Below are 19,300 nucleotides of genomic sequence, written 5' to 3'. Positions count from 1 at the left end.
CCGAGGCAAAGAACAGGAATTTTAGAAATGGCCGCCAAGACGCAAGACTTCTCCGCCATGATGAAGGACATGATGGGTTCTTTCCCCGTCGATACCAAGGCGATGGACGAAGCCTTCAAGACCACCGCCACGCTGAATGAAAAGCTGTCGGCAGTTGCCCTGGAAGCCGCTGAAAAGTCGACCGAGATCTCGACCAAGTGGACCAAGGACACCCTGTCGAAGATGTCCGACATGTCCAAGATCAAGAAAGAGCCGGCCGATTACGCCAAGGCGATGACCGATTTCGCGTCCGCACAAGCCGAGACCGCCGCCGAGCACATGGCCGCCTACGCCGAGATCGCCAAGAAGGTCCAGATGGACACCGTCGAGCTGATGATGGCCGCCGGCAAGGACTTCTCGGAAGATGCGACCGCCGCCATGAAGAAGGCGACCGACGACATGAGCACCGCTGCCAAGAAGGCAACGACGAAGTAATTACTGCATCGGTGCCCGCTCCCGGCACCGGTGACCGCGAGATTGCGCCTCCTCTCCTCCCAGATTGGCGCAATCGAACGGGGCGGGTTCAATTACGGACCCGCCCCTTTTTCATTCGGGCAGATTCTGCCCTCTTGTTGAACTCAGTACATTCGCAATACGTGAATTTTTTCTGAAAACACCCTCTCTCGATCGCCCGGCCCCTTGCATTGCTGCAGTGCGGCAACGACACTTCCAAGGGCGTAGCCGGGCGGAGAATCCGCCAAGCATCCCTTAAGGAGGAGATACACCATGGCAACGACACAGGATTTCGGCACCTTCATGAAGGACATGATGGGCAGCTTCCCGGTCAACACTGACGCCGCCGAAGACGCATGGAAGACCTCTGCCGCCTTCGGCGAAAAGGCATCGGCCATCGCGCTCGACGCGGCGGACAAGACCACCGACATCACCATGGGCTGGGCCATGGAAACCTATGGCCGCATGGGTGATCTCGCCAAGGCGCGCCCCGAAGTGTCTGACTATGCGCAGGCGATGTCGGATTTTGCCTCGGCCCAGTTGACCAGCATGACCGAGCACATGACCGCCCTCGGCGAAGTTGCACGCGGTGTGCAGACTGATACGCTGGACCTGATGCTGTCCGCCGGCAAAACCATGGCCGATGACGCGACCGCTGCCGGCGCCACTGCTGCCGAGGCGACCGAGACCGCCGCAACCAAGTCCACCGCTGCTGCCAGCGCCGCCACCCGTCGCACCACCGCAGTGGCGAAGAAGACGACTGCTGCCGCGGCAGAGACAGCCGACAAGGCCTGATCCGGCCCCTGCCCCAAGATGCATCAAGGCCCGCCTCACGTTAGAGGCGGGCCTTTTTCATGGGCAACCCCGTTCCCCCCGGTCCATCGCCACAAACCAGAACAGCGTAAAACCGAGACGCAATGAAAAGGCGCGGTCCCCGGGGAGCCGCGCCTCTGCGATGCCTTCCACAGACGGGATCAGTTGACGATCGTCGCCTCGGTAGCCTCGCGCAGCTGCTCTTCGGTCACGCCATCAGCCAGCTCCACGATCTTGAGCCCGCCTTCGACCACGTCCAGCACACCAAGGTTGGTGATGATGCGGTCGACGACGCCTGTGCCGGTCAGCGGCAGGGTGCAGGATTTCAGCAGCTTACTTTCGCCCGCCTTGTTCTGGTGATCCATCACCACGATGACCCGGCCTACGCCGGCCACGAGGTCCATGGCGCCGCCCATGCCCTTGACGAGCTTGCCAGGGATCATCCAGTTCGCAAGATCACCGTTCTCAGCCACTTCCATCGCCCCGAGGATCGCCGCCGCGATCTTGCCGCCACGGATCATGCCGAAGCTGGTGGCGCTGTCGAAATAGGACGTGCGCGACAGTTCAGTGATGGTCTGCTTGCCGGCGTTGATGAGATCGGGGTCTTCCTCGCCCTCGTAGGGGAAAGGACCCATGCCCAGCATGCCGTTTTCAGATTGCAGCGTGATGTCCTTGTCGCCCACGTAGTTGGCGACCAGCGTCGGAATGCCGATCCCAAGGTTCACGTACCAGCCGTCTTCAAGCTCGTCTGCCGCCCGGGCGGCCATCTGGTTGCGGTCCCAACCCATTGCTTCACTGGGCATCATGCTTCCTCCCGGCTACGCGTGGTGACTTTCTCGATGCGCTTCTCGTGCTGCCCCTGAATGATGCGGTGCACGTAGATGCCCGGCAGGTGGATGTGATCGGGATCGAGGCTGCCGCGCTCTACGATCTCTTCCACCTCAACCACGCAGACCTTGCCGCACATGGCGGCCGGCGGGTTGAAGTTGCGGGCGGTCTTGCGGAACACGAGGTTGCCGGTGTCGTCCGCCTTCCACGCCTTCACGATGGACAGGTCCGCAAAGATGCCCTCCTCGAGGATATAATCCTCACCGTGGAACTGCTTTACTTCCTTGCCCTCGGCAATCTGGGTGCCGACGCCGGTCTTGGTGTAGAAGCCCGGGATACCCGCACCACCGGCGCGCATGCGCTCGGCCAGCGTGCCCTGCGGGTTGAACTCCAGCTCGAGCTCCTCGTTCAGGTACTGGCGCATGAACTCGGCGTTCTCGCCCACGTAGGAGCTCATCATTTTCTTGATCTGCTTGGAATCGAGCAGCTTGCCAAGACCGAACCCGTCGACCCCGCAGTTGTTCGACGCGATGGTCAGATCCTTGGTGCCCGCTTCGACTATGGCGTCGATGAGCAATTCGGGAATGCCGCAAAGGCCGAAGCCCCCCGCAGCGATCAGCATGCCGTCATGCAGAAGTCCGTCAAGCGCCTCAGACGCCGACCCGTAGACTTTCTTCATGGAATAATCTCCTCCTGAAGCTGTTCCCGAAAGTTGTGCCGCGCCGCAGCAGCAGAGTCAACGAAGGCGGCACGCACCCTGCGGCCGCCATCGCGTAAGCTAATGGGGAGGCGATCAGATCACCCGTACCTGCGTGCCCACGGGGCACATCTGGAACAGCTCGGCGATCTTTTCATTGTAAAGACCGATGCAGCCATCGGACGACCGGCGACCGATCTTGCGCGTGTCGTGGGTGCCATGGATGATGTAGGCGGGCCAGCCCAGGTACATTGCGTGAGTACCAAGGGGGTTGTTGGGCCCCGGCCCGATCGGCTCCCAGTCGGGGAATCGTTCCAGCTGCGACGGCGTGGGCGTCCAGGACGGGCCGACCTTCTTGCGCACGATGGAGGTATAGCCGCGCTTGGTCAGCGCGTCGGTTTTGGGCACCGAGGTTGGATAGACACGATGGGTGTTGCCGTCACCGCTCCAGAAGAACAGCGCGCGGCTGCCGGTGTCGGCCACGATGGCCCCGGCGCCCAAGGTGTCGAAGTGGTCACGCCAGTGCTGCGTGGTGAAGCTCGAGGCGTTGTGGCGCACGTTCCCAGCGCCAGGGGTCGGATCGGTGAGGTTGGAGCTTTGGGCGCGCGCGGGCACGACGGGCAGAACCATCGCGGCACCGACAGCGCCAAGCAGCATGCGGCGGGAATACCGGGGGGCAGTCATCTGGCGTCCTCTCGTTTCGGGGTTATGCTGTGGCAGCAGCTTTCCCATCCAACGCAGGCGCCATGTGTGGCGTTCCCATCACATAAATGTGCCCCCGGCGCGACGACCGGGGGCACTCTGTCTAATTCGGGTCATTTCGGGAGGCGATCAGCCCTCGCCGTCATCCTTCTTGGCAGCGGTTTTCTTGGCCGGGGCCTTCTTGGCCGTGGTGGTCTTCTTGGCGGTGGTCTTCGCTGCGGTCTTCTTGGGCGCAGCCTTCTTGGCCGTGGACTTGGCCGGCGCCTTCTTCTTGGTGCCGCCCTTCTTGGCGGCCTTCTCGGCAATCAGCTCCAGCGCCTTCTCCATGCTGAGGTCAGCAGGTTCCACGTCCTTGGGCAGGGTGGCGTTCACCTTTTCCCACTTCACGTACGGCCCGTAACGCCCTTCGAACACGGCGATCTTGCCGCCATCGGGGTGATCGCCCAGCTCCTTGATCGCCTTGGCGGCGCTGCCACGCCCCCGGCCAGGGTTGGCGCGTTTCTCGGCCAGCAGCTCCACCGCGTGGTTCATGCCGATCTCGAACACCTCCTGGAATTCCTTGAGGTTGACGTAGACCGGTTTTTCCTCGTCGGGGCGCTGGTGCATGATGTAGGGGCCAAAGCGCCCGAGGTTCGACTTGATCTCGCCGCCCTCCGGGTGCGCGCCAACGACCCGCGGGAGGGTCAGCAGCGTCACCGCCTTTTCCAGGTTCACGTCATCCGGCGACCATCCGGGCAGGTAGGCCCCACCCTTCTTGGGCAGAGAGGCGCGCGGGGGCTTCTTGTTCTCGGGCGTCGGCTCGCCGCGCTGGACATAGGGGCCGAAACGGCCGGCCTTGAGCCAGATCTCGTCCTCGCCATCCATGCCGAGCAGCTTTTCCTCGCCGTCGGCACCCTCGCCCGCGATGGGGCGGGTGTAGGTGCATTCGGGGTAGTTGCCGCAGCCGACGAACCCGCCGGTGCGCGAGGTCTTGAGGTGCAGACGCCCCTGCCCGCACTTGGGGCAGATGCGCGGATCAGATCCGTCCTCGCGCGGCGGGTAGAGCTGCGGCGCCAGAGCATCGTCGAGCACGTCCAGCACCTCGGAAATGCGCAGCTCGGAGGTTTCCGAGATCGCCGCCGAGAAATCGCGCCAGAACTTTTCCAGCAGCGCCTTGTAGTCCATCTCGCCCGCCGAGACCTCGTCGAGCTCGTTCTCGAGCTCCGCAGTGAACTCGTAGCCCACGTAGGTGCGGAAGAAGTTCAGCAGGAAGATGGTGACGATGCGGCCCTTGTCCTCGGGGAACAGGCGGTTCTGTTCCTTGCGGACATATTCGCGGTCCTGGATCGTCGTAATGACGCTGGCGTAGGTCGACGGGCGCCCGATGCCGAGCTCTTCCATGCGTTTGACCAGCGTCGCCTCGGTGTAGCGGGGCGGCGGCTGGGTGTGGCTTTGGGTGGCCAGAACGGGCGCCTTGTCGGCCATGACAGCCGAGCCGCTGCGGCGCATGCCGCCCGAGGCCTCGATGTCGCCACCCTTCTCGGCAGCTTTGACGAACTGGTCCTGAAGGCTCTGCTTGCCGAAGTTCGCAGGTTCCCCCTGCATGATCTGCGGCAGGCGGTTGTCATCCTCGTCGGTTACGTCGTCGCGCCCTTCCTCGTAGACTCGCAGGAAGCCGTCGAACAGCACCACCTGACCGGTGGCGCGCAGCCCGACCTCGCCATCCTCGGAGCGGATCTCGACCGTGGTGCGTTCCAGCCGGGCGCCTTCCATCTGGGCGGCAAGGGTGCGCTTCCAGATCAGGTCATAAAGCTTGCGCTGGTCGTCCTCGCGCAGCTTGAGGCTGGCGGCGTCCTTGGTCATGTCCGTGGGACGGATACATTCGTGCGCTTCCTGCGCGTTCTTGGCCTTGTTCTTGTAGATGCGTGGGCTCGACGGGACATAGTCCTTGCCATAGCGGTCGGCGATGGCATCGCGGCAGGCGCTGACCGCCTCGGGGGCCATGTCGATGCCGTCGGTCCGCATGTAGGTGATGTGCCCGGCCTCGTAGAGCCGCTGCGCCGCGTTCATGCAAGCCCGTGCGCCCATGCCAAACTTGCGCGACGCCTCCTGCTGAAGGGTCGAGGTCATGAAAGGTGCTGACGGGTTGCGGCTGCCGGGCTTGGCCTCGACGCTGTCGACCTTGAGAGCGCGCGTGGTGATCGCATGCACCGCCATCTCGGCCTGCGTGGCGTCGGCAATGTCGAACCGGTCGAGCTTCTTGCCGCCCAGCAGGGTCAGACGCGCCTCGTATTCCTGCCCGCGCGGGGTGCTGAGCAGCGCTTTGACCTGCCAGTATTCGCGCGGATTGAACGCTTCAATCTCGGTCTCGCGTTCGACGATGAGGCGCAGGCAGACGGACTGCACCCGGCCCGCGCTTCGCGCGCCGGGCAGCTTGCGCCACAGAACCGGCGACAGGTTGAAGCCCACGAGGTAATCAAGCGCGCGGCGGGCGAGGTAGGCCTCGACCAGCGGCGCGTCGATCTCGCGCGGGTTCTTCATCGCCTCGGTGACCGCGGCTTGTGTGATGGCGTTGAAGGTCACGCGGCTGACGGCGGTGTCCTTCTTGATCGACCGCCGCTTGGTCAGCGCCTCCTTGAGGTGCCACGAGATCGCTTCGCCTTCGCGATCGGGGTCAGTCGCGAGGATCAGTGCGTTGTCGGATTTCAGCGCTTCGGCGATGGCGGCGACATGCTTGCGCGAGTCGTTCGCGATCTCCCATTTCATCTCGAAATCATGGTCAGTGTCGACCGAGCCATCCTTCGGCGGCAGATCCCGCACGTGCCCGTAAGAGGCGAGGACGGTGTAGTCGGACCCCAGGTACTTGTTGATCGTCTTGGCCTTGGCCGGGGATTCGACAACGACAACGGGCATGGACAGACCACCTTTCCTGAACTGGGGACGACGCGCTGGCCGCGGCTCGCGTATGGCGGCGCTAGATGTGGGGTGCAAGGGGGAATTGTCAATCCGCGCCGAGACCGCAGCTCCGGCCCGACCTACTGCTGACCCTAGTTCACGATGGTCAAAAGCCCCCCCGCACGGCGGCTGATCCGGCCTTCGAGCTCAAGGTCGGTCAGGGCTGGGGCCACCTGCCCCGAGGGTGCCGCAAGATCGCGGATAAGCTGATCTTCGGCCAGCGGCGCGGATCCGAGCCGGGCGAGGATCTGCGAATGCAGGTCCGCGGTTTCGCGCAGGCCGCGCCGTTCTGGCGGCCCCTCGGGGACGGCCTTCGGCTGCGGTGCGGCGGCGGCGAGCGGCAGTTCACGCTGCGCCGGAGAGGCGAGCAGCGGGCCCACCGCTTCCAGCACATCATCAGCATTGCGTACGAGACGGGCGCCGTCGCGGATCAGCAGGTTGCAGCCCCCTGCCCGCGCATCAAGCGGATGACCCGGAACCGCCAACACCTCGCGGCCCTGGTCGAGCGCACAGCGCGCGGTGATGAGCGATCCGGACTTGGCCGCCGCCTCGACCACCACGGTTGCGGCGGACATGCCCGACACGATGCGGTTGCGCGCAGGAAAATGGCGCGCATGGGGCTGCATGCCCAAGGAGTGCTCGGAGATGAGCGCGCCACCGGTGTCGCGGATCTGTTCGGCAAGGCGCGTGTTCTCGGAGGGGTAAAGAATGTCTACCCCGCCCGCGAGTACGGCGACGGTACCGGTGTCCACTGCGGCGGCATGAGCGGCAGTGTCGATGCCGCGCGCCAGGCCCGAAGATATGCAGGCCCCATGCTCACCCAGTCCCTTCGCAAGAGACCGCGTCATGCGCAGCCCGAGGGACGAGGCATTGCGGGCGCCGACCATGGCGATCTGGGGGCGGGCCAGCACCTGTGGATCGCCGACTACCCAAAGGAACGGCGGGGCATCGACGATCTCCGCCAGCAGAGGGGGAAACTCAGGCTCACCATGGAAAACGAGGCGCGCGCCATGGCGGCGGCCGTTGGAGAGTTCCGCGTGGGCAACCCCCGCGGGGCAGACCTCGTAGCCATCCACACCGGCGGCGGCGGCGATACCCGGCAGCGCATCCAGCGCGGCCGCGGCGCTGCCCTGTTCCTGCAGAAGCCGCCAAAAGGTGGCGATACCAACCCTGCGAGAGCGCAAGAGACGAAGCCAGGACACCCGATCATCTTCCGTGGTGGGTGGGATTGGGGGGTGAGTGGAAGAGTAGCTGCTGCTGTCCTCGGTCATCCCGTACTCCATCTGCTTGCAGGACAAGGTGTAGCGCCGGGATGCTTAACCAGAGGTAAACCGTTGCCCAACCATCAGCAGAAATTCTCACCCCTGCTCTTCATGGGACTGGTTCCAAACGAAAACCCCCGGCGACAGGGCGGGGGAAATCATGCATGAACATCTCGATGAGACCGACAAGGCCGAAAGGTGCCGAATCAGGACCCCGAGCCGCCCACGGTCAGCCCGCCGATCATGATGGTCGGCTGGCCCACGCCCACCGGCACCCACTGGCCCTGCTTGCCGCAGTTGCCCATGCCGGGATCAAGCGCCATGTCATTGCCGATGGCGCGGATCTGCTGCAGCGCGGTGGCACCATCGCCGATCAGGGTGGCGCCCTTCACCGGGGCGCCGACCTTGCCATCCTTCACCCGGTAAGCCTCGGTGCAGGAGAAGACGAACTTGCCGTTAGTGATGTCCACCTGGCCGCCGCCAAATCCCGTGGCCCAGATCCCATCCTTGAGATCCGCCACGATGTCCCCGGGCGCCACGTCGCCGCCCAGCATGTAGGTGTTGGTCATGCGGGGCATGGGCGCGTGGGCGTGGCTTTCGCGGCGGCCGTTGCCGGTGGGTTCCACGCCCATCAGGCGCGCGTTCTGGCGGTCCTGCATGTAGCCGACGAGGATGCCGTCCTCGATCAGCACGTTCTTGCCCGACGGCGTGCCCTCGTCATCCACCGAAATCGACCCGCGCCGATCCGGGATCGTGCCGTCATCAAGCACAGTCACCCCCGGCGCAGCGATGCGCTGGCCCATCAGCCCCGCAAAGGCGCTGCTGCCCTTGCGGTTGAAGTCCCCCTCGAGCCCGTGGCCAATGGCCTCGTGCAGGAGAATCCCCGGCCAGCCCGGCCCGAGCACGATGTCCATGACGCCGGCAGGCGCGGCCTCGGCGCGCAGGTTCACCAGTGCGATGCGCAGCGCCTCTCGGGCCTTGCCTTGCCAATCCTCGGGCTGCAGCAGCCCGTCAAGCACGAAGCGCCCGCCCCCCGAAGCGCTGCCGGCCTCGCGGCGACCAGCGTCCTCGACAATGACGCTGACGGTGACGCGTGTCATGGGCCGGATGTCGGTCACCAGCCCCCCCTCGGGGCGCAGGATCGCCACCTCCTGGCAGCTGGCGGCGACGGTGGCGGTCACCTGCACCACGCGCGGATCAAGAGCGCGGGCGTAGGCGTCGATCTCGCGCAGGATATCAACCTTCACGCCGAAAGCGTGCCCCGCGATCGGGTCGGCATCGGTGTACAGCTTGTGGTTGGTCCCGGAGGGGGGCGGCGCCATCACGCCGCCGCCGTCCCCCACCGCAAGGCGTACGGTTTTGGAGGCGCGGGCAATGGCGGCTTCGGACAGCTCGGACGAATGGGCGTAGCCCGTAACCTCGCCGCGCACCGCCCGCAGGCCGAACCCTTCCGTGGCATCGTAGCTCGCGGTCCTGATTCGCCCGTCATCGAGCACCAGCGCCTCGGCGCGGCGCCGTTCGAGGAACAGCTCGCCGTCATCCGCACCGTCCAGCGCAGCCCGCAGTTGAGCGAGCGAACGATCATGATCCAAGGCGCTTTCGAAGGGACGGAAGGGGAGTTCGGACATAGTTTCCTCGTCTTATTTGATCCAAGTCAAAAAAATCGCTTTTTTGCGACCCGTCATCCGGTTTATTTGGTAGGCAATACCTGCTCTTTAAAGTGCGGGACATGCAAGGGAGGAGGAAACCACGGGCAACACCCGGGGCAAAATGCCCTGCGACCAACCCGGGGTTAACCCCCTGCGAACGACTGTAGAACAGAACAACCGGACCAGGTGACAGACACATGCGCAAGATTACGATGGCAACGGGCCTCACATCCAGCTTCCTAGCCGCTCCGGCCTTTGCACAGGATCTCGAGCTGGTGGGGCGTCCGCATCAGGGCGGTATCGGCTTCCAGCCCGCAGTGACGGAGGTCGCTCGCGACCTGCAATGGCTGGACGGGATGCTGCTGTGGATCATCTCGCTGATCTGCCTCTTCGTGGTAGGGCTGCTGATCTACGCCTTCGTGCGCTTCAACCGCCGCGCCAACCCGACCCCGGCATCGTTCACCCACCACACCCCGGTCGAGATCGCGTGGACCATCGTTCCGATCCTGATCCTTCTGGTGATCGGTGTGTTCTCGCTGCCCATCCTGTTCAAACAGCAGGAAATTCCCGAAGGCGACCTCGTCATCAAGGTGACCGGCTACCAATGGTACTGGGGCTATGAATACGTGGGCGAGGACCTCGCCTATGACGGCTACATGATCGGCGCGCCCGCCACCGGCGGCGACAACCGTCTCAATGCCGATGTCGAGGCGCAGCTGACCGAGGCCGGCTATTCCCGCGACGAATGGCTGCTGGCCACCGACACCGCCGTGGTCGTGCCCGTAGGCGCCACCGTGGTCATGCAGGTGACCGGCGCGGACGTGATCCACTCGTGGACCATCCCCGCCTTCGGTGTGAAGCAGGACGCGGTGCCGGGCCGGATCGCGGAGCTGTGGTTTGCAGCCGAGCGCGAAGGCGTCTATTTCGGCCAGTGCTCGGAACTGTGCGGCATTTCCCACGCCTACATGCCCATCACCGTCAAGGTGGTCAGCCAGGAGGCCTACGATGCCTGGCTCGCGGCCTCCAAGGAGGACGGCGGCTACGTGGAGGTCAACCAGTTCCTGGCCAACTCCTGATCCACGCCCTGCCGTGCCCCCACCGGGGCGCGGCACAGCCACCTAGACCGAGAAGCCCAGCAACCCGATGACCGATCTCAGCACCAACAGCACCGTCGACACGCAGAGCGGCGATGCCCAGTTCGCCGACTACTTCGCGCTGCTCAAGCCGCGGGTGATGACGCTCGTGGTGTTCACCGCCTTCGTGGGCCTGCTGGCAGCGCCAGTCGCGGTGCACCCCTTCATCGGCTTTTGCGCCGTGTTGTTCATCGCCGTGGGCGGGGGCGCGTCCGGCGCGCTCAACATGTGGTGGGATGCGGACATCGACCAGGTGATGAAGCGCACCGCCAAGCGCCCCATCCCCGCCGGTCGCGTCGACAAGGGCGAGGCGCTGGCCATCGGGCTGGCGCTGTCGGCCTTCTCCTGCGTGTTTCTCGGGCTGGCGACCAATTGGCTGGCCGGGGGGCTGCTGGCGTTCACCATCTTCTTCTACGTGGTGATCTACACCATGTGGCTGAAACGCTCGACGCCGCAGAACATCGTCATCGGCGGCGCGGCGGGCGCCTTTCCCCCGATGATCGGCTGGGCCGCCGCGACCGGCCAGATCGGCATCGAATCCATGCTGATGTTCTGCCTGACCTTCATGTGGACCCCGCCCCACTTCTGGGCGTTGGCGCTGTTCATGCGCTCGGACTACGACGATGCGGGTGTGCCCATGCTGACCGTGACCCACGGCCGCCGCTCGACCCGCGTGCACATCCTTGTCTATACAATCCTGCTGGCGGCGCTGGCGGTGGGTACTGCGTTCACCTCGATCGGCGGTCCGGTCTACCTCGCCGTGGCGCTGGTGCTGAACGCGATGTTCCTGCACGGCGCATGGTCGATCTACCGCCGCGACGAGAACGCGTCCGAGGCGGACAACTTCAAGGCCGAGCGCAGCTTCTTCAAGCTCTCGCTGCTTTACCTTTTCGCGCATTTCGGCGCGATCCTGCTCGAGGCGGGGCTCACCAAATTCGGATACGGAGGCTGGTAATGGCAATCGCGCCCGAACATGAACTGCACAAGCGTCGCTTTGGCCGCAACGTGGGCGTTGGCCTGCTGCTCGTGGCCTTCATCGTAATCGTCTTTGGCATGACCGTGGTGAAGGTCACCAACGGCAATTTCAACGCCGCGATCCAGAGCGGGATGCAGGGTGGCTCCGACGCCAGAGAGGCGCCGGATGGCAACTGATCCGAAGACGAAAACCGTATTCCAGCTGGTCGGCGTCGTGGTGTTCATGGGCGCCTTGGCCTGGGCATCGGTGCCGTTCTACGACTGGTTCTGCCGGGTCACCGGCTTTGGCGGCACCACGAACGTGGCCGATGGCACCTCGTCCGAGATCCTCGACCGTACCATCAAGATCCGCTTCGACGGATCCAAAGCGCGTGGTTTCGGCTGGGAATTCAAACCTGCCCAGACCGAGATGACGATCCGCATCGGCGAAGAGGGCCTTGCCTTCTACGAAGCCTACAACCCCACCGACCGAGTGATCGCGGGCCAGGCAAGCTACAACGTCTACCCCTACGAGGCCGGTGCCTTCTTCGACAAGATCGAATGCTTCTGCTTCACCGAACAGGTGCTGCAACCCGGCGAACGCGTTATGATGCCGGTGAGCTTCTACGTCGACCCCGAGATCGTCGACGATCGGGATGCCAAGCATACCAACCACATCACGCTCAGCTATACTTTCTACGAGATCGACCTTCCCCAGGAGGAGCGGGCCGATCTCGATCAAGGGAACACGGACGAAAGCTCCGTGAACTGAACGCCTATCCAACGAGGGACATGAGATGGCGCACGCAAAAGACCACGACTACCACATTCTGAACCCCTCCATCTGGCCTTTCATGGCGTCCATCGCGGCGTTCGTCATGCTGTTCGGCTCGGTGCTGTGGATGCACGGCAGCGGCCCGTGGATCTTCCTCGCGGGGTTCGTCGGCGTGCTGTACGTCATGTTCGGCTGGTGGTCGGACGTGATCGCCGAAAGCCGCGTCGGGGATCACACCCCGGTTGTGCAGATCGGCCTCAAGTACGGCTTCATCCTCTTCATCATGTCCGAGGTGATGTTCTTCTTCGCGTGGTTCTGGAGCTTCTTCAAGCACGCCATGTACCCGATGGGACCGAACTCTCCGGCAGTCGACGGCGTCTGGCCCCCCGCCGGGATCGAGACGTTCGATCCGTGGCACCTGCCGCTGATCAACACGATGATCCTGCTGTGCTCGGGCTGCGCCGCAACCTGGGCGCACCACGCGCTCGTGCACGAGAACAACCGCCAGGACATGAAGTGGGGTCTGATCCTTGCCATCGTGCTCGGCGCGATATTCTCGGTCTTCCAGGCCTATGAATACAGCCATGCAGCTTTCGGTTTCTCGGGGAACATCTACGGCGCCAACTTCTTCATGGCGACCGGCTTCCACGGGGCTCACGTGATCATCGGCACCATCTTCCTCTTTGTGTGCCTGATCCGCTTGCAGAAAGGCGATTTCACCCAGACCAAGCATGTCGGCTTCGAGGCCGCCGCCTGGTACTGGCACTTCGTCGACGTGGTGTGGCTGTTCCTCTTCGCCGCCGTCTACGTCTGGGGCGGCTGACGCTATACCAATCGCAGCGTGAGAAGCGGCGGGCCTGCGGGCTCGCCCTTTTTTCTTGGATGGACGCTGCAGCAGGACAGGCACAGGACAAGGCCGCAGCAGGTACGGGCATCGGAGCGGCCACCTCCACAGCCCGGGCAGCGTTTCCATGGCCCAATCGCAGGCCCCCATTGCATCCCCCGGGCAAAGGCTGCACCACTGGTCGGGCAGCCCCTCAAGGAGATCCGGATGAAGCCCCCGATCGACAGTCTCTGGCGCGCCAGCAGCGCCGAACGCGTGGACGCGCCTCCCCTCTCAGGAGATGTCGATGTCGACCTTGCGGTGATTGGCGGCGGCTTCACCGGCTGCTCGGCCGCGCTCGAGGCTGCCCGGCGGGGTGCCAGCGTCGCGCTGCTTGAAGCGCAGGAGCCGGGCCAGGGCGGCTCAGGTTGCAACGTGGGGCTGGTGAACGCCGGGCTCTGGCTCAAGCCTGACGAGATCGCCGCCACGCTTGGCCCGCAGACCGGGCGCGCGCTGATCGACCGACTGGGCCAGGCGCCGGACCGGGTCTTCGACATCATCGCCCGCGAGGGCATCGCCTGCGAGGCGACACGCAATGGGACCCTGCATTGCGCCCACTCGGCCAAGGGGATGGAAGATCTGCAGGACCGTTTTCGCCAGGGCAACGCCGCCGGCGCCCCTCTGCAACTTCTCGATGCCAGCGAGGCCCGCGAGCGCACCGGAAGCTCCGCCGTGCACGGCGCCCTGTTTGATCCACGCGCAGGAACCGTGCAGCCGCTGGCCTACTGCCATGGCCTTGCGCGCGCGGCCATCACGGCGGGCGCACGTCTGCATGGCCAGAGCCCGGTGACCGCCCTACGCCAGACCGCCAACGGCTGGGAGTTGGCCTGCCGCGGCCACACGGTGCGCGCCGGTGCGCTTCTGTTGGCCACCAATGCCTACCACGAGGCGATCCCCGGCCTTGCCGCCCCCGCCTTCACTGCCGTTCACTACGGCCAGTTCGCGACCGCTCCCATGCCGGACACCCTGCGCGACAGGATCCTGCCCGGAGGTGAGGGCTGCTGGGACACGGCGCTGGTCATGTCGTCGTTCCGGACCGACGCTGCCGGGCGGCTGGTGATCGGCGGTATGGGCAACCTGAGCGGCCCCGGCGGCGGCATCCACACGGCTTGGGCGCGGCGCAAGCTGCACCAGCTTTTCCCGCAGGCGGCGGATCTGCCCTTCGAGCACGGCTGGTCCGGGCGCATCGCGATGACGTCGGACCACGTGCCCAAGATCCTCCTCCTCGGGGACAGCGGGTTGGCCTGCTTTGGCTATTCAGGGCGCGGGATCGGGCCAGGAACCGTTTTCGGGGCCGCTGCCGCCGAGGCACTTCTGAGTGGAGATCGCTCTGGCCTGCCTTTGTCGGTGACCCAATCCCACGGCGAAACCCTGCCCCGCCTCCGCGAAGGCTGGTACGAACTGGGCGCCACCATGATCCACGCCGCCTCGGCCCGGATCTGACGATCCTGCGTACGGCAGTCGATCACGGCAGGCCCCGCCAATGATGCTGCCAATGCGGCGCCGTTCGGAGCTTCACTGCGGCAGACCCGCCGTTCAGCGCTCGGCGTGGCGCCCCGCCGCATGTAAAGCGGGGCCGAGGATATGCTCCGACCGGTGGATCACGTGGTTCGCTCCTCCGACGATGAGCGGATCGGGCGGTGTCGCGATGCGCCGGTCCTTGCCTGGATAGTCCAGTGTCGACAGGAAATGCCGCATGCAGGCCAGCCGTGCGCGTTTCTTGTCGTCCGATTTCACCACGGTCCAGGGCGCGTCGGCGGTGTCGGTGTAGAAGAACATCGCCTCCTTGGCCTCGGTGTAATCGTCCCATTTGTCGAGGCTGGCCTTGTCGATGGGCGACAGCTTCCACTGCTTGAGCGGATCGGTCTCGCGTGATTTGAAGCGGCGCAGCTGTTCCTCGCGGGTGACCGAGAACCAGTACTTGCAGAGCCGCGTCCCCGACCGCACGAACATGCGCTCGAGCTCGGGGGTCTGGCGCATGAACTCGAGGTACTCGTTGGGCTCGCAGAAACCCATCACCCGCTCGACCCCGGCGCGGTTGTACCACGAGCGATCATAGAGCACGATTTCCCCGGCGGTGGGCATGTGTTCGATGTAGCGCTGGAAATACCACTGGCCGCGTTCGGTCTCGGTGGGCTTGTTCAGGGCTACCACCCGCGCGGCGCGGGGGTTGAGATGTTCGGTGAACCGCTTGATGGTGCCGCCTTTTCCGGCAGCATCGCGGCCCTCGAACAGCAGGACGCAGCGCTGGCCGGTCTGCTGGTTCCAGTGCTGCACCTTCAGGAGCTCGGCCTGCAGCTGCGCTTTCTGGCGTTCGTAACTGCGCCGAGACAGGCGGGTGGTGTATGGATATTCACCGGTTTCGAAGGCGTGGCGGATTTCGTCCGGGCCACGAGCGTGAGGCTTGCCCGTCGGATCGGTGGGCGGCGACGCGCTGCCATCGTTGGCAGGCGGCATTCTGTCATCAGCGGCGGCGTCGAGGGCGGAGGCGGCGGGCTGTGTCCAGTCAGTCATGGCTATCCTTCCCGGCATGGCGTATCCAATCCTGCCCCATGCGACGTGGCCCTGCCTTGATGCGCATCAACAAGGCTGCTGCCCCTCCCCGCCCCGGACAAAACGGTGCCCTGCTGCGCGGGGCATTGATTTTCCCCCGCCGTTCCGGCATCCCTCTCCCGATCATAAGGGAAGGACCGTCATGAGCCGCATCGACGCCAAGTTCGCCGCGCTGAAAGCCGAAGGAAAGAAGGCCTTCGTCGCCTATGTCATGGCCGGAGACCCCGATTACGACGCCTCTCTCGAGGTGGTGCGCGGTCTGCCTGCCGCCGGTGTCGATGTCATCGAGCTGGGCCTGCCCTTCACCGATCCCATGGCAGACGGCCCGACCATCCAGCTGGCCGGTCAGCGTTCGCTCGAGGCTGGAATGACCCTCGAGAAGACGTTGCAGATGGTGCGCGATTTCCGCGCCGACGACGACACCACGCCGATCGTCCTCATGGGCTATTACAACCCGATCTACAGCCGCGGCGTGGACAGGTTCCTTGCCGATGCCGCAGAGGCCGGGATCGACGGGCTGATCGTGGTGGACCTGCCGCCCGAGGAAGACGACGAGCTGTGCATTCCGGCGCAGAAGGCCGGGCTGAACTTCATCCGCCTTGCCACGCCCACCACGGATGACGCGCGGCTTCCCAAGGTGCTGCAGAACACCTCGGGCTTTGTCTACTACGTGTCAATCACCGGCATCACCGGTGCCGCTGCCGCCGAGGCCACCGACGTGGCCCCCGAGGTTGCGCGCATCAAGGCCGCCACCGACCTGCCGGTCATCGTCGGCTTCGGCATCCGCACGCCGCAAAGCGCCGAGGCCATCGCTTCGGTTGCGGATGGTTGCGTCGTGGGGTCCGCCATCGTTGCCGCGCAGGCCGAGGGCAAGCCCGCCGCCGAGGTGCTGGCCTTCGTCAAGAGCCTGTCGGACGGGGCGCACCGGGCCTGACCGGACTTCAGGTCGAATGATCGAGGGGGCGTTCCGGACTGGAGAGGTCTGGGCGCCCTTTTCAATTGGTTGGCGCGGTATATCGGCGGTGCATTGCGTGGATCAGGGTCGGCCGGCCTCCGGCGGGGATATTTGAGGTCAAAGGAAGCTTGAGGCAACATCGACGCCGCGCGGGCGGGTGGGGCCGGACATGAAAAAGGGGGCACGTGGCCCCCTCATCGGTCTTTCGTGGTGCTTCAGCGCGGAGCGGCGTCGAGGCCTGCGCCCTCGTCGCAGCCGAGCATGATGTTGAGGTTCTGAACCGCGGCGCCCGACGCCCCCTTGCCGAGATTGTCGAGGACCGCGACCAGCACCGCCGTGCCCGTTTCAGCATTGCCATGCACCGACAGCTCCAGCGCGTTGGTACCGTTGAGGCGCTGCGGCATGACGCGTGGCTCGTTGGCCGAGGCCTCGACGACCGACACGAAGCGTTCGCCCTCGTAGGCCTTGCGCAGGGCAGCCTCGGCTGCCTTCAGGCCGCCCTCCCCGAGGTCCGGAAGCTGGACCGCCACCGCCATTCCTTGCGCGTACTGGCCCACGGACGGCACGAAGGTGACCGGCTTCGTCAACAGGCCGTGTTTCGAGATTTCGGGCAGGTGCTTGTGGCGCTGGGACACGCCGTAAAGGAAACTGCCGGAGCTGCCCCCGTCCTCGAATTCGGCGATCATAGCCTTTCCGCCGCCCGAATAGCCGGACACGCCGGAGATCGACGGGGACGCATCGGCGGGCAGCACGCCGGCCTCAACCAGCGGACGGATGAGGGCGATGGCGCAGGTGGACCAGCAGCCGGGGTTCGATACCAGCCGTGCGCCCGCGATGGCCTCGCGCTGGCCGGCGGTCATCTCGGGGAAACCGAAGGTCCAGCCGTCCGCCACCCGGTGCGCGGTCGAGGCATCGATGATCTTGGTGCCATGCGGTTCGGCCAGAGCCACGGTTTCGCGTGCGGCGTCGTCGGGCAGGCACAGGATGGCCACGTCGGCCTTGGCCAGCGCCTCGGAACGGGCGCCGGTGTCCTTGCGCAGCTCGTGCGGGACCTGGACCAGGGTAATATCGGGCCGCTGCTCGAGACGCTCTCGGATCTGCAATCCGGTCGTTCCTGCTTCGCCGTCGATGAACACGTTCCAGGCCATGCTGTGCCCTCCTTTGGATGTTGCCGTGCGTTTAGCAGATCGGTTTCCCGATGGGAACGTGGCAGCGGCAAACACGGTGTGCAGGCCGGTCCCGGTTTCAGAACCTCATGCAATGCATCACACCGGGCGTTGCGCACGGTGCGGCAAAGCGGTAAGGAAACCTGACCGATCTGCGCCAGATGAAGGACAGCCCATGCCGAAGATCACCGAAATCGAGGATCTCAAGCGGATCTACCGCCGCCGGGTCCCCAAGATGTTCTTCGACTACTGCGAGTCCGGCAGCTGGACAGAGCAGACCTTCCGTGAGAATTCATCCGATTTCGATGACATCTACCTGCGCCAGAGGGTGGCCATCGACATGACCGGGCGCAGCCTTGCCACCCAGATGATCGGGCAGGATGTGTCGATGCCGCTGGCGCTCGCGCCGGTGGGCATGACCGGGATGCAGCACGCCGACGGCGAGATCCACGCCGCCCGTGCCGCCGGTAAGGCGGGGGTGCCTTACACCCTGTCGACCATGTCGATCTGTTCGATCGAGGACGTGGCCGAGAACACCGACAAGCCGTTCTGGCTGCAGGTCTACACGCTCAAGGACGACGAGTTCATGCAGCGCCTGTTCGACCGGGCCAAGGCCGCCAAATGTTCGGCGGCGGTGATCACAGTGGACCTGCAGATGCTGGGACAGCGCCACAAGGACATCAAAAACGGTCTGTCGGCCCCGCCCAAGCTGACGCCCGCCTCCGTCGCCAACATGGCGACAAAGGTGCCATGGGGCCTCGAGATGTTGCAGACCAAGCGCCGGTTCTTCGGCAATATCGTCGGCCATGCCAAGGGGGTCGATGATCCGAGCAACCTTGCGGCCTGGACCGCCAATGCCTTTGACCAGGCGCTGGACTGGGACCGCATCCGGCAGTTCCGCAAGATGTGGGATGGCCCGCTTATCATCAAGGGCATCATGGACCCGCGCGATGCGCTCGAGGCGTGCAACGTCGGCGCCGACGCCATCGTGGTCAGCAACCACGGCGGGCGGCAGCTTGATGGCGCGCTGAGTTCGATCCGGGCGCTGGGTCCGATCCTCGATGCGGTGGGCAACCGGATCGAGGTGCATATCGATAGCGGCATCCGGTCGGGCCAGGACGTGCTCAAGGCCGTGGCCATGGGCGCCAAGGGCGCGTGGATCGGGCGGGCCTACATCTATGGTCTCGGGGCCATGGGCGAACAGGGCGTGTCCGAAGCGCTGCGGGTCATGCGCACCGAGCTCGACACCTCCATGGGGCTGTGCGGGCGCACCGACATCAACAGCGTGGACCGTGACATCCTCATGATCCCCAAAGGATTTTCCGGCGACTGGGAGGAGTGACCATCGCCGGATCCCCCCTTGCTTTTTGGAGAGGGCAAGGGGGGCATTGGACCAAGGTGGCATAGACCACCGCTTCCCACCCTGCCCTGCGCCGCAGCACACGGCGCAACCCCCTGACATACCTTCCGCTTTTCCACCAAGGGCAGGCCATCGACGCCGCGC

At 65.0% G+C, this 19,300-nt stretch carries 18 protein-coding genes; 10 read left to right on the top strand and 8 right to left on the bottom strand.

The genetic code is table 11. From position 1 onward, the window contains the following. Positions 1-27: 27 nt before the first annotated feature. Together IEX41_RS10605 and IEX41_RS10600 are read left to right on the top strand one after the other, a co-directional pair. Positions 28-474: a phasin family protein gene (locus IEX41_RS10605; protein ID WP_188790228.1), complete on the top strand. Its 447-nt coding sequence runs from the start codon at positions 28-30 to the stop codon at positions 472-474. Positions 475-765: 291 nt separating this feature from the next. Beyond that, positions 766-1,287 carry a phasin gene (locus IEX41_RS10600; protein WP_188790227.1) on the top strand — a complete coding sequence of 174 codons (522 nt, stop codon included), beginning with the start codon at positions 766-768 and terminating at the stop codon, positions 1,285-1,287. A gap of 179 nt (positions 1,288-1,466) precedes the next feature. Here the strand turns inward: IEX41_RS10600 and IEX41_RS10595 are convergent, their stop codons facing one another. The 6 genes from IEX41_RS10595 to tldD form a co-directional block, all read right to left on the bottom strand. After that, positions 1,467-2,093, bottom strand: coding sequence for a CoA transferase subunit B (locus tag IEX41_RS10595; RefSeq protein ID WP_188790508.1), 627 nt, complete (start codon positions 2,091-2,093; stop codon positions 1,467-1,469). Positions 2,094-2,107: 14 nt separating this feature from the next. Beyond that, positions 2,108-2,812 carry a CoA transferase subunit A gene (locus IEX41_RS10590; protein ID WP_188790226.1) on the bottom strand — a complete coding sequence of 235 codons (705 nt, stop codon included), beginning with the start codon at positions 2,810-2,812 and terminating at the stop codon, positions 2,108-2,110. Positions 2,813-2,926: 114 nt separating this feature from the next. Continuing rightward, positions 2,927-3,514 (bottom strand): L,D-transpeptidase, encoded by a 588-nt coding sequence (locus IEX41_RS10585; protein WP_188790225.1) that lies wholly within the window; start codon positions 3,512-3,514, stop codon positions 2,927-2,929. Positions 3,515-3,661: 147 nt separating this feature from the next. Next, a complete protein-coding gene (topA, locus tag IEX41_RS10580) occupies positions 3,662-6,424 on the bottom strand; it encodes a type I DNA topoisomerase (RefSeq protein ID WP_188790224.1) in 2,763 nt (920 codons plus the stop codon). Between the two features lie 134 nt (positions 6,425-6,558). After that, a complete protein-coding gene (gene dprA, locus IEX41_RS10575) occupies positions 6,559-7,737 on the bottom strand; it encodes a DNA-processing protein DprA (RefSeq protein ID WP_188790223.1) in 1,179 nt (392 codons plus the stop codon). Between the two features lie 197 nt (positions 7,738-7,934). After that, on the bottom strand, positions 7,935-9,356 hold the full coding sequence (gene tldD / locus IEX41_RS10570; protein ID WP_188790222.1) for a metalloprotease TldD: 1,422 nt from the start codon (positions 9,354-9,356) through the stop codon (positions 7,935-7,937). A gap of 218 nt (positions 9,357-9,574) precedes the next feature. On the opposite strand from tldD, the gene coxB reads away from it, so the two are divergent. From coxB to IEX41_RS10540, 6 genes are all read left to right on the top strand, one after another. Next, positions 9,575-10,453, top strand: a complete 879-nt coding sequence (coxB, locus tag IEX41_RS10565; protein WP_188790221.1) for a cytochrome c oxidase subunit II — start codon at positions 9,575-9,577, stop codon at positions 10,451-10,453. Positions 10,454-10,520: 67 nt separating this feature from the next. Continuing rightward, complete coding sequence (gene cyoE / locus IEX41_RS10560; RefSeq protein ID WP_188790220.1) at positions 10,521-11,465, top strand: heme o synthase; 945 nt, start codon at positions 10,521-10,523, stop codon at positions 11,463-11,465. Continuing rightward, positions 11,465-11,662 (top strand): cytochrome c oxidase system small membrane protein, encoded by a 198-nt coding sequence (locus IEX41_RS10555; protein WP_188790219.1) that lies wholly within the window; start codon positions 11,465-11,467, stop codon positions 11,660-11,662. The genes cyoE and IEX41_RS10555 overlap by 1 nt, the downstream gene beginning before the upstream one ends. Further along, entirely contained in the window at positions 11,652-12,236 is a 585-nt protein-coding gene (locus IEX41_RS10550) for a cytochrome c oxidase assembly protein (RefSeq protein ID WP_188790218.1), read from the top strand. The genes IEX41_RS10555 and IEX41_RS10550 overlap by 11 nt, the downstream gene beginning before the upstream one ends. A 25-nt stretch (positions 12,237-12,261) precedes the next feature. Then, positions 12,262-13,062 carry a cytochrome c oxidase subunit 3 gene (locus IEX41_RS10545; protein ID WP_188790217.1) on the top strand — a complete coding sequence of 267 codons (801 nt, stop codon included), beginning with the start codon at positions 12,262-12,264 and terminating at the stop codon, positions 13,060-13,062. Between the two features lie 228 nt (positions 13,063-13,290). Beyond that, positions 13,291-14,565, top strand: coding sequence for an NAD(P)/FAD-dependent oxidoreductase (locus tag IEX41_RS10540; RefSeq protein ID WP_188790216.1), 1,275 nt, complete (start codon positions 13,291-13,293; stop codon positions 14,563-14,565). A gap of 93 nt (positions 14,566-14,658) precedes the next feature. Here the strand turns inward: IEX41_RS10540 and ppk2 are convergent, their stop codons facing one another. Next, positions 14,659-15,636, bottom strand: a complete 978-nt coding sequence (gene ppk2 / locus IEX41_RS10535) for a polyphosphate kinase 2 (RefSeq protein ID WP_188790215.1) — start codon at positions 15,634-15,636, stop codon at positions 14,659-14,661. A gap of 181 nt (positions 15,637-15,817) precedes the next feature. Here ppk2 and trpA point away from each other — a divergent pair, with 181 nt between their 5' ends. After that, on the top strand, positions 15,818-16,609 hold the full coding sequence (trpA, locus tag IEX41_RS10530; RefSeq protein WP_188790214.1) for a tryptophan synthase subunit alpha: 792 nt from the start codon (positions 15,818-15,820) through the stop codon (positions 16,607-16,609). A 236-nt stretch (positions 16,610-16,845) separates the two neighbouring features. Here trpA and argC read toward each other — a convergent pair whose 3' ends face one another. Beyond that, entirely contained in the window at positions 16,846-17,778 is a 933-nt protein-coding gene (gene argC, locus IEX41_RS10525; protein ID WP_188790213.1) for an N-acetyl-gamma-glutamyl-phosphate reductase, read from the bottom strand. A gap of 193 nt (positions 17,779-17,971) precedes the next feature. Between argC and IEX41_RS10520 the strand changes: the two genes are divergently transcribed. Beyond that, positions 17,972-19,138 carry an alpha-hydroxy acid oxidase gene (locus IEX41_RS10520; protein ID WP_188790212.1) on the top strand — a complete coding sequence of 389 codons (1,167 nt, stop codon included), beginning with the start codon at positions 17,972-17,974 and terminating at the stop codon, positions 19,136-19,138. Positions 19,139-19,300: the final 162 nt, after the last annotated feature.

The sequence above is a fragment of the Salipiger pallidus genome, assembly GCF_014643635.1.
Taxonomy (GTDB): Bacteria; Pseudomonadota; Alphaproteobacteria; order Rhodobacterales; family Rhodobacteraceae; genus Salipiger; species Salipiger pallidus.
Note: the sequence above shows the minus strand (reverse complement) of the source record. Positions and strands in the feature narration are given on the sequence as shown.

Coding starts and splice junctions, on each gene's coding strand:
- IEX41_RS10605 (WP_188790228.1), top strand. CDS start 28: ATGGCCGCCAAGACGCAAGACTTCTCCGCCATGATGAAGGACATGATG.
- IEX41_RS10600 (WP_188790227.1), top strand. CDS start 766: ATGGCAACGACACAGGATTTCGGCACCTTCATGAAGGACATGATGGGC.
- IEX41_RS10595 (WP_188790508.1), bottom strand. CDS start 2,093: ATGGGTTGGGACCGCAACCAGATGGCCGCCCGGGCGGCAGACGAGCTT.
- IEX41_RS10590 (WP_188790226.1), bottom strand. CDS start 2,812: ATGAAGAAAGTCTACGGGTCGGCGTCTGAGGCGCTTGACGGACTTCTG.
- IEX41_RS10585 (WP_188790225.1), bottom strand. CDS start 3,514: ATGACTGCCCCCCGGTATTCCCGCCGCATGCTGCTTGGCGCTGTCGGT.
- topA (WP_188790224.1), bottom strand. CDS start 6,424: ATGCCCGTTGTCGTTGTCGAATCCCCGGCCAAGGCCAAGACGATCAAC.
- dprA (WP_188790223.1), bottom strand. CDS start 7,737: ATGACCGAGGACAGCAGCAGCTACTCTTCCACTCACCCCCCAATCCCA.
- tldD (WP_188790222.1), bottom strand. CDS start 9,356: ATGTCCGAACTCCCCTTCCGTCCCTTCGAAAGCGCCTTGGATCATGAT.
- coxB (WP_188790221.1), top strand. CDS start 9,575: ATGCGCAAGATTACGATGGCAACGGGCCTCACATCCAGCTTCCTAGCC.
- cyoE (WP_188790220.1), top strand. CDS start 10,521: ATGACCGATCTCAGCACCAACAGCACCGTCGACACGCAGAGCGGCGAT.
- IEX41_RS10555 (WP_188790219.1), top strand. CDS start 11,465: ATGGCAATCGCGCCCGAACATGAACTGCACAAGCGTCGCTTTGGCCGC.
- IEX41_RS10550 (WP_188790218.1), top strand. CDS start 11,652: ATGGCAACTGATCCGAAGACGAAAACCGTATTCCAGCTGGTCGGCGTC.
- IEX41_RS10545 (WP_188790217.1), top strand. CDS start 12,262: ATGGCGCACGCAAAAGACCACGACTACCACATTCTGAACCCCTCCATC.
- IEX41_RS10540 (WP_188790216.1), top strand. CDS start 13,291: ATGAAGCCCCCGATCGACAGTCTCTGGCGCGCCAGCAGCGCCGAACGC.
- ppk2 (WP_188790215.1), bottom strand. CDS start 15,636: ATGACTGACTGGACACAGCCCGCCGCCTCCGCCCTCGACGCCGCCGCT.
- trpA (WP_188790214.1), top strand. CDS start 15,818: ATGAGCCGCATCGACGCCAAGTTCGCCGCGCTGAAAGCCGAAGGAAAG.
- argC (WP_188790213.1), bottom strand. CDS start 17,778: ATGGCCTGGAACGTGTTCATCGACGGCGAAGCAGGAACGACCGGATTG.
- IEX41_RS10520 (WP_188790212.1), top strand. CDS start 17,972: ATGCCGAAGATCACCGAAATCGAGGATCTCAAGCGGATCTACCGCCGC.